The organism is Actinomadura nitritigenes (genome assembly GCF_017573545.1).
GTDB lineage: Bacteria > Actinomycetota > Actinomycetes > Streptosporangiales > Streptosporangiaceae > Spirillospora > Spirillospora nitritigenes.
Map to the genome: position 1 here is coordinate 121336 of NZ_JAGEOK010000017.1, position 13365 is coordinate 134700.

The window sequence follows — 13365 nt, forward strand, 5'->3', positions numbered from 1 at the left end:
CTGCCCACGCACCACTCCCGTCAGTCGCGGGACGCCGGTCGCACACGCACCGGCATCTCCTTTATGCCGTTGATGAAACTAGACCTTAGCCTCCGTACGTTACCGCCGAGTTCAATATTGGGCACAGTGTCCAAAAGTGTTTCGAAAAGCACACTCAGCTCGAGCCGGGCGAGGTGGGAGCCCAGGCAGAAGTGGGGACCGCCGCCGCCGAACCCGAGGTGCGGGTTGGGGTCGCGGCCCACGTCGAAGGCGTACGGGTCGGCGAACACCGCCTCGTCCCGGTTGGCCGAGGAGTAGAACACCACGACCTTGTCGCCGGCGGAGATCCTGCGCCCGCCCAGCTCGGTGTCCCGCACCGCCGTCCGGCGGAACAGGTTCACCGGCGTGACCCAGCGGACGATCTCGTCGGCCGCCGTCCGGACCAGCGACCGGTCGGCGCGCAGCCGCGCCCACTGCCCGGGGTGCTCCAGCAGCGCCAGCATCCCGCCGGTCGCGGCGTTGCGGGTCGTCTCGTTCCCGGCCACCGACAGCAGCATCACGAACAGCTCGAACTCGTCGCCGTCCAGCACCTGGCCGTCGGCGTCCGGCTGCAGCAGCCTCGTGACGATGTCGTCGCGCGGGTTCTCCCGCCGGTCGGCGGCCAGCACGTTGGCGTACGCGTACAGCTGCGTCGCCGCCTCCTGGCCCTCCTCCGGCGTCCGCTGGAACTCCGGGTCGTCCCCGCCGATCAGCGTGTTCGACCAGGTGAAGATCTTCTCCCGGTCCTCCGGCGGGGCGCCGAGCAGCTCGCAGATGACGTACAGCGGCAGCGGCGCGGCGAGGTCGCGGACGAAGTCCGCCTCCTCGCCGCGCGCCACCGTCTCCTCGACCAGCCCCCGGCAGATCTCCCTGATGTGGTCGGCCAGCGCGCCGATCGCGCGCGGCGTGAACCCCCTGTTGACGATGCCGCGCTTGCGCGTGTGCTCCGGCGGGTCCTGGTTCAGCATCATCAGCCGCTGCAGGGCCAGGTGCTCCTCCGCCGGCTCGTCGAACAGCGCGAGCCGCTCGTAGGAGGAGAAGATCTCCGGATGCCGGGACACGTGCACCACGTCGGCGTGCCGGGTGACCGCCCAGAAGGGCGGGTAGTCCCGGTCCGGATCGCCGTGGTGCCAGTGCACCGGATCGTGCTCGCGCAGCCAGGCCAGCTGCTCGTGGGGGGCGCCGCCGCGCTCGTACGCGTCGAGGGCGACCAGGTCGATCTCGGGGGTGGTGGTCATCGCGCCAGGACCTCTCTGTCCGGTGGGACCTCGGTCGTCAACCTCGGCGGGGGGACGGGGTGAAGCGCACGGGCAGTTCCTTGAGCCCGTTGACGAAGTTGGAGCGCAGCCGGCGGGCCTCGCCGGCCTGCTCGATGTCGGGCATCCGGTCGAGGATCGTCTCGAAGATGATCTTCAGGTTCATCCGGGCCAGGTGCGTGCCCAGGCAGAAGTGCGGGCCGCCGCCGCCGAACCCGATGTGCGGGTTCGGGTCGCGGCCCACGTCGAAGGAGAAGGGGTTCTCGAACACCCGCTCGTCCCGGTTCGCCGATCCGTAGAACAGCACGACCTTGTCGCCCTTGCGGATCAGCTTGCCGCCCATCTCGACGTCCTCCATCGCCGTCCGGCGGAACTGGTTGATCGGGCTGACCCAGCGGACGATCTCCTCGACTGCCGTCGGCAGCAGGCTCCGGTCCGCCTTCAGCCGCTCCCACTGCTCGGGCCGCTCGAAGAACGCCTGCATGCCGCCCGCCGTCGCGGTCCGGGTCGTCTCGTTCCCGGCGATCGACAGCATGATCACGAAGAGCTGGAACTCCTCGTCGGTGATCCGGCTGCCGTCCGCGTCCGGGGTGAGCAGCTTGGTCACGATGTCGTCGCGCGGCGTCGTGGCGCGCGCGGCGGCCAGCTCGCCCGCCCAGCCGGCGAACTCGGCGGCGCACAGCTGCGACTCGGTGCGGTCCCCGATGTACTCGGGGTCGTTGAAGGCCACCAGCTTGTTGGACCAGGCGAAGATCCTCTCCCGGTCCTCCAGCGGCGCGCCGAGCAGCTCGCAGATCGTGTAGAGCGGCAGCGGCGCGGCGAAGTGCTCGACGAAGTCGCACTCGCCCAGCTCCGCCGCCTCGTCGATCAGCTGGTTGCAGATCTCCCGGATGTGGTCCTGCAGCCTGCCGATCATCCGCGGCGTGAAGCCCTTGTTGACCATGCCGCGCAGCCGGGTGTGGTCCGGCGGGTCCTGGAACAGCATCATCTGCCCGTACAGCGCGATGTCCTCGTCGCTGAACTCCTCGAACATCGCCGACCGCTCGTGCGAGGAGTACAGGTCGGGGCGGCGCGAGGCGCGCACCACGTCCTCGTGGCGGGTCACCGCCCAGAAGCCGTCGACCCCGTCGTTGGGGTCGGCGTGCCAGTGCACGGGGTCGTTGTCGCGCAGCCACGCGAACTGGCGGTGCGGGATGCCGCCCCGCTCGTACACGCCGGGATCGATGATGTCGATCTCGGGGGCGACGAAGGCGGGGGCGGGAGCTGTACGGGTCTCAGTGGCCATGGGTTTCCTTCGAGCCGGTGCGGGCTGGTCACTTCGAGGACGGGACGGTGGCTCCGTGTCGCGCCGCGCGGGGCCGGTCACCGGCGTCGGACGCCGGTCGGATGATCTTGTGATCGAACGCTTGCTTGGCATCCGGATATAGAACACGTTCTAACATGAGACTCCAGTCTCATCAAGGGTCCAGATGGTGGAGTGACCCGAATCGCATCGACCTGTCACGTTGCGGCGAGGCTTGCGCGCCGGACGTTTACCTATATGGGGCGGTGTAGGGCCGCCTGGTCGGGAATGTCACTTCTTGTACGCACGCCCGTTTCCGGGGATGGGAGGTCCCGCGATGTTTCTCGCACTGGTGGTCGGCGGGATCCTGGTGTACGCCGCCGTCGACCTCGTGAGGACGGCGCTCCGCAGACGCAGGGCACGGCGCGCGGCGCTGCCGCGGCCCCAGCTCTGGACGGAGCCGGAGTCGCTCACCGCGGCGGAGCTCGAACGCCTCGCGGGCGCCGAGCCCGAGGCGCTCATGTGGACCGAGGACGATCAGCGCTGGCTGGAGAGCCGCCGCATCAGCCTCCGCTCCTGACGCCTCGCCGGCGCGCGGTCAGCGCAGGACGTAGCGGAGGGGGTCGTCGGCGCCCTCGCGGCGGACGACGCCGCGGTTCTCCAGGGTGCGCAGGTGGGCGGCCGCCTCGCCGGCGGCCATGCGGCGGGCGCCGAGGGGCATCCGCTCCCACGGGTGCCGCCAGGTCAGCCCGGCGGTCACGTCCCACAGCGTGACGGGGCGCGACGACAGCAGCGCCGTCACCTCCGCCAGGCGCTCCTCGTGGTGGCCGATGATCTCCTGGGCGCGCCCGGACAGGCCCGTGAACCGGTACTGGTGCGCGGGCAGCACCTCGTCCGCGGACATCGCCGAGATCTTGTCCAGCGAGCCGAGGAAGTCCGACAGCGGGTCCACGTCCGGGGTGTCGTACGGGTAGAGCCCGATGTGCGGGGTGATGCGCGGCAGGACGTGGTCGCCGGTGAACATCCGGTCGCCGTCCTCCAGGTGCAGGCAGATGTGGCCGGGGGAGTGCCCGGGCGTCCAGATGACGCGCAGCCTGCGGCCGGGCAGGTCGACCAGCTCGCCGTCGTCCAGCTCGCGGTCCGGGATCGCCGGCGGGTCCACCCGCGGCTGGTCCATCCCGGCGGCCAGTTCGGAGTCGGCGGCTCCGGCCCGGCGCATCGAGGTCAGCTCGAACGAGCGGCGCTCCTCGTGCCCGAGGCTGGTGTGGAACAGCCGGACGATCTCGGTGTCGGCGCGGTGCATCGCGATCCACCCGCCGGACGCCTCGCGGACCCGCCCGGCGAGCCCCGCGTGGTCGGGGTGGAAGTGCGTGACGACGACCCCGCGCACGTCGGCGACGTCGATCCCGAAGGTGCCGAGCCCGTCGCGCAGGGCGGTCCAGGCGTCCTCGTGCTGCCAGCCCGCGTCGATGAGGACGGGGCCCTGCGGGCTCTCCACCGCGTACACGAGCGTGTAGGCCAGCGGGTTGCCCGGAATGGGGACGGGAACGCTCCAAAGCCCCCCGCCGAGATCCTCGGGTACCGGCTCCACGGGACCGCCTTTCGCGCCCAATCCGGTCGGGCGAGTCGGTTGTGGGGACCCTAGCGGAGCGCGGAGCGGCGCTCCGCCTCCGGGGTCCCCACACGTCGGGGGTACTGCGCGTCGGGGGGTACTGCACGTTGGGGGTACTGCGCGTCGGAGTGGTGCCGCGCGTCGGAGGTGCCGCCGGTCAGACGCGCTCGATGATGCTGGCCGTCGACAGCGCGCCGCCGCAGCACATGGTGATCAGCGCCGTCTGGGCGTCGCGGCGCTCCAGCTCGTGCAGCGCCGTGGTGATCAGCCGGGCGCCCGTCGCGCCGACCGGGTGGCCGATCGCGATCGCGCCGCCGTTGACGTTCACGGTGTCCATGTCCGGCTTGTGCACCGACGCCCAGGACAGCGCCACGGACGCGAACGCCTCGTTGACCTCGGTGATGTCGATGTCGCCCATCGTCATCCCGGCACGCGCGAGGACGCGCTCGGTCGACTGGACCGGCCCGTCCAGGTGGTAGTACGGCTCGCCGCCGACCAGCGCCTGCGCCCGGATCCGGGCGCGCGGCCGCAGCCCCAGCTCGAACGCCTTCTCCTCGGACATGACGACCACCGCGGCGGCACCGTCGGAGATCTGCGACGAGGTGCCGGCGGTGTGCAGCGACCCCTCGCCGAGGACGGGCTTGAGCTTGCCGAGCCCCTCCTTCGTCGTCTCGCGCAGGCCCTGGTCCCGGGTGACGGTCCGGGTCTCCCCGGTCGGGTTCCCCTCGGCGTCCAGCACGGGCGCCTCGATCGGGACGATCTCCCGCTCGAACCGGCCGTCCGCCCACGCCTTCGCGGCCAGTTGCTGGGACCGCGCGCCGAACGCGTCCAGGTCGTCGCGGGTGAGGCCGCGCCGCTGCGCGATCCGCTCGGCCGCCTCGAACTGGTTCGGCATGTCCAGCGACCAGTCGTCCGGCCGCGGGTTGTGCGGCAGCACGTTGGTGCCGAGCGGCGCGCGGCTCATCACCTCGACGCCGCAGCCGATCGCGACGTCGACGACGCCGGCGGCGACCTGCGAGGCGGCCAGGTGGACGGCCTGCTGCGCCGACCCGCACTGCGCGTCGATCGTGGTGACCCCGGTCTGCCAGGGCAGGCCCGCGTACAGCCAGGCGTAGCGGCCGATGTGCGAGCCCTGCTCGCCGGCCTGCGTCACGCAGCCCGCGAAGACCTGCTCCACCTCGGCGGCGTCGATGCCGGCGCGCTCGACGGCGGCGATCAGCGTGTGGGACAGGACGGCCATCGGCTTCAGTCCCGCCAGCCAGCCGTTGCGCTTCCCGAGCGGCGTGCGCACCGCCTCGACGATCACCGGGGTACCCATGCGGTCTCCTTCTAGAACGGGATTCGCCTTCGACTGTAACGAGTTCTACTTTCCGCCGGAAGCCCCGTCCCGCCCATCGGGATCACCGGGCCCCGGGGGACCGCCCACCGGGCCGGTACCGCACCGGCAGTTCCTTGACGCCGTTCAGCCAGGCGGAGCGCAGGCGGCGGGGCTCGCCGGTCCGGGCGATGTCCGGCATGCGGTCGGCGATCGCGTCGAACATCAGGCCGATCTCCAGGCGGGCCAGGTTCGCGCCGATGCAGTAGTGGGCGCCGGTGCCGCCGAAGCCGAGGTGCGGGTTGGGGGAGCGGGTGATGTCGAACGTCCCCGGGTCGTCGAAGACCTCCTCGTCGAAGTTCGCGGACGAGTAGTACATCGCCACCCGGTCACCCGCCCTGATCCCGACGCCGCCGAGTTCGGTGTCGCGGACGGCGGTGCGCTGGAACGCGGTCACCGGCGTCGCCCACCGGACGATCTCGTCCGCGGCGGTCTCCGGGCGCTCGGCCTTGAACAGCTCCCACTGGTCGGGGTGGTCGAGGAAGGCGATCATGCCGTGGGTGATCGCGTTGCGGGTGGTCTCGTTGCCGGCCACCGAGAGAAGGATCATGAAGTAGCCGAACTCGTCGTCGGTGAGGCCGCGGCCGTCCACGTCGGCCTGCACGAGCCTGGTGACGATGTCGTGCGCGGGGCAGCCGCGCCGCTGCTCGGCGAGGTTCATCGAGTAGCCGATGATCTCCGCGGCGGCGCAGGCCGGGTCGGCGTCGTACTCGGGGTCGTCGTAGGCGAGCATCTGGTTGGACCAGTCGAACAGCCTGCGGCGGTCCTCCTGCGGGACGCCCATCAGCTCGGCGATCGCCTGCAGCGGCAGCTCCGCGGCGACCTCGGTGACGAAGTCGCCCTCGCCGCCCCGGCTTAGGGCATCGGCGACGATCCGCTCCGCGCGCTCCTGCAGCGCGTCGTGCAGGCCCTTGACGACGCGGGGCGTGAAGCCGCGCGAGACGATCTGGCGCAGCTTGGCGTGCTGCGGCGCGTCCATGTGCAGCAGCAGGTTCTCGCGCTGGAGGTCCAGCTCGTCGCGCCCGAAGGTCTCGTTGAACCGGATGACCGCGCCGTTGGCGGCGGCTGAGAACAGCTCGGCGTCGCGCGAGACCTCCTTGACGTGAGCGTGCTTGCTGATCACCCAGAAGCCGTCGTCGTCGAAGCCCGTGCGGCCGCGCGGCTGGGCGTTCCACCACGGGCGGGCCGTGCGGCGCAGCGCGGCGAACTCGGCGAGCGGCACTCGCTCGGCCATCAGGTCCGGGCAGCAGAAGTCGAACCCGGCGGGGACGGCGGTCTCCGGTGCGGTGGCGGTCATGCGAGGTTCCTCCCGATACGCGGCGCGAGAACGTCCGGTCCGCTCACCGTAGAACCCGTTTCAGCGGCCAGGCAAGAGTGAATGAGACTCAAGTCTCGACAGCAGTCTCGCTCTGGCGCCCGCCTGCCGAGGCGGCGAAGATATCCCTTTCCATCAGGCGAAATCCGTCCGCGCCCGCGCTGCCATGAACCCGTACCGGAACTCAAGATCTCGCCGTGGTGACCTTCCTCACCGCGGCTCCGTCCGTGAATAAGAACGCGTTCTAGTTCGAGGATTCGCACCAGGGCGTTCGGGTGCCGCGGCCGTCCATTAGCCTGGGGCGTGCACTCCCCCCGCGCCGGAGACGTCCATGCCCGCTGATTTCGACGAGCCCGTGTTCGACGAGGAGTTCGTCAGGAACGCCGCGTTCACCGAACCCTCCGCGCGCGAGCGCGCTCAGCCGCCCCGCCGCACGCGGCGCTTGCGCCCCGCCGGGCGCCCTGCCGGCCGTCCCGCCGGGCGCCTGCGCGGCCGCCTCGGCGTCCGCGCCTGGCGGGCCCGGCGCCGGTACCGCGGCGAGCCGAGCCACCGCCGGGCGGTCATCCAGGTGATCGGCGGCGTGCTCGTGCTGGTGGCCATCTCGATCGCGCTGTGGTGGTGGCAGTCGGGCTCGCGCAGGAGCGACGACGGGAACCCGGTCGGCCCCGCGGCGACCATCATCGTCTCCCCGCTGCCCTCGGCCCCGCCCGCCGTGACGGAGATACCGCGCGCCGCCGCGCCCGCCGTGCCGAGCCTGCCGGACGTGCCCGCCGGCTGACGCGTGGCCCGTCGATCGGCGCGGTGCCCGTCGATCGGCGCGGTGCCCGTCGATCGGCGCGGTGCCCGCCGGACGACGCCATGACCCGTGGCCGGAAGCGGCTGGTCCGGCAAAGTACTCATTCGGGATGAGTGTGACTACTCACCGCGAATCAGGCTAGAACGCCTGGTCGGTCTTCCGTAGGGTCTCCCTGTCCGGACGCGGCAGGGCCCGCGAACCTGGCTTTCCCACACAGGACGAGGACCGGGGGACCAGCCCATGAGAGCCCGCATCACCGCCGTCGCCGCGCACCTGCCGCCGCGCGTGCTCACCAGCGCCGAGGTCGAGGCCCGCGTCGCCGCCGAAAGCCCCGGCTACCGGCCGCACCCCACGATCGTGGAGCGGATGACCGGGATCCGGGCCCGGCACGTCATGGACGACGGCGAGCAGGCGTCCGACCTGGCCGTCGCCGCCGCCCGCCGGGCGCTCGACCGGCGCGGCATCGGCGCGGGCGCCGTCGACCTGCTCATCTTCGGCTCCGCGTCGCAGGACCTGATCGAACCCGCCACCGCGCACATCGCCGCCGCCAAGCTCGGCGCGTCCTGCCCGGTGTTCGACATCAAGAACGCCTGCAACAGCTTCCTCAACGCCCTCCAGACGGCGGACGCGCTGATCCGCACCGGCCAGCACGAGCGGGTGCTGGTCTGCACCGGCGAGAGCCCGTCCCGCGCGATCCGCTGGACGGTGCGCGACCGCGCCCAGTTCGCCGACGCGTTCGCCGGCTACACCCTCTCCGACGGCGGCGCCGCGATGCTCGTCGAGGCCGCGCCCGACGGCGGCATCTTCTACCGCGACTTCGCCGCCGTCTCCAGCGCCTGGCGGATCGGCACCCTCCCCGCCGGCGGGTCGATGCACCCGCGCGACCCCGAGTACGCCTACTTCAGCGGCGACGGGCGGCGGCTCAAGGACGCGTTCCTCGCGGCCGGCCCGGAGATCTTCGCCAACGCCCTCACCAAGACCGGCCTGACCTGGGACGACTTCGCGGTCGTGGCCGTCCACCAGGTGACCCTGCCGTATCTGGAGGTGCTGCGGGAGACGCTCGGCGTCCCGCCCGACCGGCTCGTCGTCACGCTGCCCGAGCACGGCAACGTCGCGTCCGCGAGCCTGCCGCTCCAGCTCGACACCGCGATCGCGGAGGGGCGCTGCGGCCCCGGCGACCGCGTCGCGCTCATCGGCCTGGCCGGCGGCGTCAGCCTCGGCGTCATGTTCGCGGAGCTGTGACGATGTCCCCGACCATGCCCCCGACCCCGCCCCCGACCACGCCCCCGGCCGCCCTCCCGGTCGAGCCGCCCGCCGAACCGGGCGCCATGAACCTGTGGGTCGTCGTCCCCGCGTTCGACGAGGAGCGCTCGATCGGCGCGACCCTGCACCGGCTCGCCGCGCAGACCGACCCCGGCTTCACGCTCGCCGTCGTCGACAACGGCAGCCGCGACGGGACCGCCGCCGCCGTCCGGGCGTTCGCCGAGGAGCACCCGGAGATGGACGTCCGGATCGTCCCGGAACCGGAGAAGGGGACGGGCGCCGCCGCCGACACCGGCTTCCGGCACGCCATCACCGCCGGGGCCACCCACATCGCCCGCACCGACGCCGACTGCCTGCCCGCCCCCGGCTGGATCACCGCCGTGAAGCGGGCCTTCGCGGACGGCCTCGAGATGGTGTCCGGCCCGCTGCGCCCCCGCACCGACGAGTTCCCGCTGAGGCTCTGGGAACGCCGCCTGCTGCCCGCCGTGATCGGGATCGCCGCGACGTTCGGCCGGTTCCGGCCCGGCAACCAGGACCCGCTGTACCTCGGCCCGTACGTGATGATGCCGGGCTGCAACGTCGCCATCACCGCCGACCTGTACAAGCGGGCAGGCGGGTTCCCGCGCACCCGCATCGAGGACGTCCACGAGGACCGCGCCCTCGTCAACCGCGTCCGCTACCTGACCGACGCCTACGGCCTCCGCAAGGACGTCGCCGTGTACGGATCCGTCCGGCGGCTGCGCGCGTTCGGCCTGGTCAAGACCCTCGGCTGGTACGCCGACCACCGCTACATGCCCGAGGTCGTGGACATCCGATGACATCCCCCGACTGGGAGCGGCGGCTCTACCTGACCGCGCATCCCTTCGCGTATCCGCTGCTGAGAGCGCTCGCCCGGCGCGGGCCGATCGTCCGCGTGCCGGGGCTCGGCGTCGTCGTGAACGCGGCGCCGCTCGCCCGCGAGGTGCTGATGGACGGCGAGACGTTCCGCAAGGACGGCCCCGGCTCGCCCGGCGACCTGTGGACGCCCGTGCTCGGCCCGTCCGTCCTGCTGAACATGGAAGGCGACGCGCACCGCGCGCTCCGCCGCCGCCTGACCGACCTGTTCACCCCGTCCTACACCGACGCGCTGTGCGCGCGCGTGCTCGCGGAACCGCTGGCGGGGCTCGCCGACCGCCTCGCGCGCGGCGCGACCGTCGACCTCGTGGACGCCGCGCGCGTCATGGCGGGCGCCGTCATCAGCGAGGTCATCGGCCTGGACGCGGGCACGGAGGCGGACTGGCGGCACCTGTTCGAGCAGGGCGAGCGGATCGTGTCGATGGTGTCGCTGCGGACGCGGCGCCTCAGCCCGGCCCAGGTCGAACGGGCCCGCGCCGTCCTCGACCCGCTCGGCGCCATCGCCGCCAAGTCCTACGCCGGCGGCGACGAGTCCACGGTCATGGGGCGGATGCGGACCCTCGGCCTCTCCGAGGACGAGGCGCGCGGCGCCGCCGGCGCCTTCTTCCTCACCGGCACCGAGACCGTCGCCACCCTGCTGCCCCGCCTGATCGCGCTGCTCGCCGACTCGGGGCAGCTGCCGAGGGTCGCCGCCGCGCGCGGGCTGCTCGACCGGGCGATCGACGAGGCGATGCGCGTGACCACGCCGACCCCGGTGATGCTGCGGAGCGTGCACCGCCCCGCGATCGTCGGCGGCGTCGCGATCCGCCCGGGGGACCGGGTGCTCATCGCCACGCACAACTGCTGCCGCGACCACGGCCCTTTCGACCTCGAACGCCCGCACCCGCCGGAACTCCGGCGCCTCTGGTTCGGCGCCGGCCCGCATTTCTGCATCGGCTACCCCCTCGCCATGGCGCAGATCCGGCGGGTCGCCCGGACGGTCCTCGATGCCGCCCCTCTGCGCATCACCGGCCGCGCCGCCGCCCGCGGCGTCCTGATCCCGACGTACCGCCATCTCGCCGTCCGTTCGGAGGCCGTCGCATGACGCTCGTCCGGCGATTGCTCGACCAGGCGGCGCGGACACCGGACGGCGTCGCCCTGGTGTCCGGGAACGGCGCGCAGCTCACGTACGGCGAATTGCGGCGGCAGGTTCTCGCCGTCCGGCACGGGCTCCTTTCCGCGGGCCTCGCGGAAGGCGACGGGGTGCTCTTCTCCGTCCGCCCGTCACCGGAATCCCTCGTTCTCGCGCTGGGCGTCGTCGCCGCCGGCGGAGTCGTCGTGTTCGCCGACCCCGGGGCCGGGCCGGAAATGTTCACGGCGCGCCTCCGGCTGGCGCGACCGCGCTGGTCCGCCGCGGAATCGGTGCTCTATGCGGGCAGCCGGCTGGGAATGGTCCGCGCCTACGCGCGGCGGCGCGGGCTGCTGCTCCCGAACCTCGGCGAACTGCGGATCCCCGGCGAGGACCCGATACGGCACGTCCACGTCGGCCGCCGCCTCCCGGGAGTGCCGAGAGGCTCCCTCCCGCTCGCCGACCTGCTGCGCGGCGACGCCCCGGAGCCGGAAAGCGACACCGACCCCGGCGCGCCCGCGGCCGTCATCTTCACCTCGGGGACGACCGCGGCACCGCGCGCCGTCGTCCATTCCCAGGCGTCCCTCGCCGCGGCCCTCGGCCTTTTCCGCGACCGCATGCCCCTCGGGCCCGGCGACGTCGTCCACACCGACCAGCTGATGCTCGGACTGCCGACGCTGATATCCGGCGCCCGGTGGTCGATGCCGCCGCTGTTCTGCCCGCCCGCCGATTTCGTGCGCCTCATGCGCGAACGCGGCGCCACGCACACGTTCTGCGTCCCCGTCCATCTCGCCGAGATCCTGGACGCGGCGCCGGAACTGCCGCCGTCGCTCCGGTACGTCCTGCTCGGCGCCGCACCCGCGCCCGCCGGAATCCTGGAACGCGCGACGAGAGCGACGTCCGCCGAAGTGCTCTCCGTCTACGCGATGACCGAGATCCTGCCGGTCGCGATCGCGTCGGCCGAAGAGAAACTCGCGCACACCGCGTCCGGCGCCGAAGGCGACCTTCTTGGCGCTCCCCTCCCCGGGGTCGGAGCACGGCTCGCCGATGACGGAGAACTGGTCCTCTCCGGCCCGAACCTCTGCCGCGGCTATCTCGGCGCGGAACCGTTCGAAGAACTCGCCACAGGCGACCTGGCCCGCCTCGACAACGGGCGGATCATCCTGACCGGCCGGAAGAAGGACATGCTCATCCGCGGCAAATTCAACCTCTACCCCGGCCTCTACGAGCCCGCGATCGCCGCGCTGCCCGGCGTCGACGAGGCCGCGATCGTCGGCGTTCCCGACCCCGCCACCGGAGACGAGGAGGTCGTCCTCGCCGTGACCGGCACCGCCGACCCCGCGCGCCTCCGCCGCGAGCTCCCCGCCGTCATCGACCACGACGCGCTGCCCGACCGCGTCATCGTCCTCGACGCGCTGCCCCGCTCCGGCCGCACCCGCAAGCTCGACCGCGACCGCCTTCGCGACCTCGCGACGCGGCACCGGGGGAGGCCCGGATGAGGATCGCGGTCACCGGCGCGTCCGGCTTCGTCGGCGGCGCGGTCTGCCGCGCCCTGACCTGCCGCGACATCGCCGCCCTCGGGTTCGGCCGGCGGCCGTCCGTTCCGCCCGGCCACCTCGCCGGCGCCGCCTACCGCTCCTGGGACCTCACCCGCGGGCCGATCCCGCACGCGCCCGCCGTCGACGCCGTCGTCCACTGCGCGGGCAGCGTCACCGACTGGGGACAGCCCGCCGACCTGTTCGCCGCCAACCTCACCGGCACCCGCAACGCCCTCGCGTCCTTCCCCGGCGCGCGCTTCGTGCACGTCAGCACCGCCAGCGTGTACGACCCGTACCGGCCCAGCGTCATGGTCACCGAGGACCAGGCGCCCGTCGGCCGCTACCTCAACGCCTACGGCGCCTCCAAGGCCGCCGCCGAACGGCTCGTGCTCGGGCGCGAGGCGATCGTCCTGCGCCCGCACGCCGTCTACGGTCCGGGCGACACCACGCTGCTGCCGCGCGTCCTGTCCGCCGTCCGGGGCCCGTTCCTGCCCGCCGTCGGGACGGGCCGCCAGCGGATCAGCCTGACCTCGATCGCCAACCTCGTCCAGGCGTGCCTGCTCGCCGCGACCGGCCCCGTCGCGTCCGGCGTCTTCAACGTCGCCGACGCCGCCCCGGTCGTCATCGACGACGCGTTCCGCGACATCCTCGCCGAACGCGGCGTCGCCGCCCGCCCCGTCTACATACCGGCGGGCCTCGCCCGGCCCCTCGCCGCCGTCGCCGAGGGCGCGTTCCTGCTGGCCCGCCGCCCTGGACCGCCGCGCCTCACCCGCTACGCCATCAGCCACCTCGCCGTCGAGCGGACGCTCGACATCACCGCCGCCCGCGACGTCCTCGGCTACGCCCCGCACGCCGCCGCCTTCGCCGGAGCCGCCGCCTGGTGATCGTCAACTGCCGGTTGACGATTC

The 13365-nt window shown here is 72.9% G+C and carries 12 protein-coding genes; 7 read left to right on the plus strand and 5 right to left on the minus strand.

Annotation, left to right across the window (positions count from 1 at the left end; translation table 11 throughout):
• Positions 1–20: 20 nt before the first annotated feature.
• Together J4557_RS26430 and J4557_RS26435 are read right to left on the minus strand one after the other, a co-directional pair.
• Positions 21–1256, minus strand: coding sequence for a cytochrome P450 (locus J4557_RS26430; protein ID WP_208269422.1), 1236 nt, complete (start codon positions 1254–1256; stop codon positions 21–23).
• Positions 1257–1293: 37 nt separating this feature from the next.
• Positions 1294–2559, minus strand: a complete 1266-nt coding sequence (locus J4557_RS26435) for a cytochrome P450 (RefSeq protein WP_208269423.1) — start codon at positions 2557–2559, stop codon at positions 1294–1296.
• A gap of 334 nt (positions 2560–2893) precedes the next feature.
• Between J4557_RS26435 and J4557_RS26440 the strand changes: the two genes are divergently transcribed.
• Positions 2894–3136: a hypothetical protein gene (locus tag J4557_RS26440; protein WP_208269424.1), complete on the plus strand. Its 243-nt coding sequence runs from the start codon at positions 2894–2896 to the stop codon at positions 3134–3136.
• A gap of 18 nt (positions 3137–3154) precedes the next feature.
• Here J4557_RS26440 and J4557_RS26445 read toward each other — a convergent pair whose 3' ends face one another.
• The 3 genes from J4557_RS26445 to J4557_RS26455 form a co-directional block, all read right to left on the minus strand.
• The gene (locus J4557_RS26445; protein ID WP_208269425.1) at positions 3155–4147 is read right to left on the minus strand and encodes an MBL fold metallo-hydrolase; all 993 of its coding nucleotides are present in this window, start codon (positions 4145–4147) and stop codon (positions 3155–3157) included.
• A gap of 178 nt (positions 4148–4325) precedes the next feature.
• The gene (locus J4557_RS26450; RefSeq protein ID WP_208269426.1) at positions 4326–5486 is read right to left on the minus strand and encodes a steroid 3-ketoacyl-CoA thiolase; all 1161 of its coding nucleotides are present in this window, start codon (positions 5484–5486) and stop codon (positions 4326–4328) included.
• An 82-nt stretch (positions 5487–5568) separates the two neighbouring features.
• A complete protein-coding gene (locus J4557_RS26455) occupies positions 5569–6840 on the minus strand; it encodes a cytochrome P450 (protein WP_208269427.1) in 1272 nt (423 codons plus the stop codon).
• A 349-nt stretch (positions 6841–7189) separates the two neighbouring features.
• On the opposite strand from J4557_RS26455, the gene J4557_RS26460 reads away from it, so the two are divergent.
• From J4557_RS26460 to J4557_RS26485, 6 genes are all read left to right on the plus strand, one after another.
• Positions 7190–7636: an SCO2583/SCO2584 N-terminal domain-containing protein gene (locus tag J4557_RS26460; protein WP_208269428.1), complete on the plus strand. Its 447-nt coding sequence runs from the start codon at positions 7190–7192 to the stop codon at positions 7634–7636.
• Between the two features lie 258 nt (positions 7637–7894).
• A complete protein-coding gene (locus J4557_RS26465; protein WP_208269429.1) occupies positions 7895–8896 on the plus strand; it encodes a 3-oxoacyl-ACP synthase III family protein in 1002 nt (333 codons plus the stop codon).
• Positions 8897–8898: 2 nt separating this feature from the next.
• Positions 8899–9735: a glycosyltransferase family 2 protein gene (locus J4557_RS26470; protein ID WP_243776375.1), complete on the plus strand. Its 837-nt coding sequence runs from the start codon at positions 8899–8901 to the stop codon at positions 9733–9735.
• Positions 9732–10895: a cytochrome P450 gene (locus J4557_RS26475; protein WP_208269430.1), complete on the plus strand. Its 1164-nt coding sequence runs from the start codon at positions 9732–9734 to the stop codon at positions 10893–10895. The genes J4557_RS26470 and J4557_RS26475 overlap by 4 nt, the downstream gene beginning before the upstream one ends.
• Entirely contained in the window at positions 10892–12418 is a 1527-nt protein-coding gene (locus J4557_RS26480; RefSeq protein WP_208269431.1) for a class I adenylate-forming enzyme family protein, read from the plus strand. Before J4557_RS26475 ends, J4557_RS26480 begins: the two co-directional genes overlap by 4 nt.
• On the plus strand, positions 12415–13341 hold the full coding sequence (locus tag J4557_RS26485; protein ID WP_208269432.1) for an NAD-dependent epimerase/dehydratase family protein: 927 nt from the start codon (positions 12415–12417) through the stop codon (positions 13339–13341). Before J4557_RS26480 ends, J4557_RS26485 begins: the two co-directional genes overlap by 4 nt.
• Positions 13342–13365: the final 24 nt, after the last annotated feature.

Coding starts and splice junctions, on each gene's coding strand:
- J4557_RS26430 (WP_208269422.1), bottom strand. CDS start 1,256: ATGACCACCACCCCCGAGATCGACCTGGTCGCCCTCGACGCGTACGAG.
- J4557_RS26435 (WP_208269423.1), bottom strand. CDS start 2,559: ATGGCCACTGAGACCCGTACAGCTCCCGCCCCCGCCTTCGTCGCCCCC.
- J4557_RS26440 (WP_208269424.1), top strand. CDS start 2,894: ATGTTTCTCGCACTGGTGGTCGGCGGGATCCTGGTGTACGCCGCCGTC.
- J4557_RS26450 (WP_208269426.1), bottom strand. CDS start 5,486: ATGGGTACCCCGGTGATCGTCGAGGCGGTGCGCACGCCGCTCGGGAAG.
- J4557_RS26455 (WP_208269427.1), bottom strand. CDS start 6,840: ATGACCGCCACCGCACCGGAGACCGCCGTCCCCGCCGGGTTCGACTTC.
- J4557_RS26460 (WP_208269428.1), top strand. CDS start 7,190: ATGCCCGCTGATTTCGACGAGCCCGTGTTCGACGAGGAGTTCGTCAGG.
- J4557_RS26465 (WP_208269429.1), top strand. CDS start 7,895: ATGAGAGCCCGCATCACCGCCGTCGCCGCGCACCTGCCGCCGCGCGTG.
- J4557_RS26470 (WP_243776375.1), top strand. CDS start 8,899: ATGTCCCCGACCATGCCCCCGACCCCGCCCCCGACCACGCCCCCGGCC.
- J4557_RS26475 (WP_208269430.1), top strand. CDS start 9,732: ATGACATCCCCCGACTGGGAGCGGCGGCTCTACCTGACCGCGCATCCC.
- J4557_RS26480 (WP_208269431.1), top strand. CDS start 10,892: ATGACGCTCGTCCGGCGATTGCTCGACCAGGCGGCGCGGACACCGGAC.
- J4557_RS26485 (WP_208269432.1), top strand. CDS start 12,415: ATGAGGATCGCGGTCACCGGCGCGTCCGGCTTCGTCGGCGGCGCGGTC.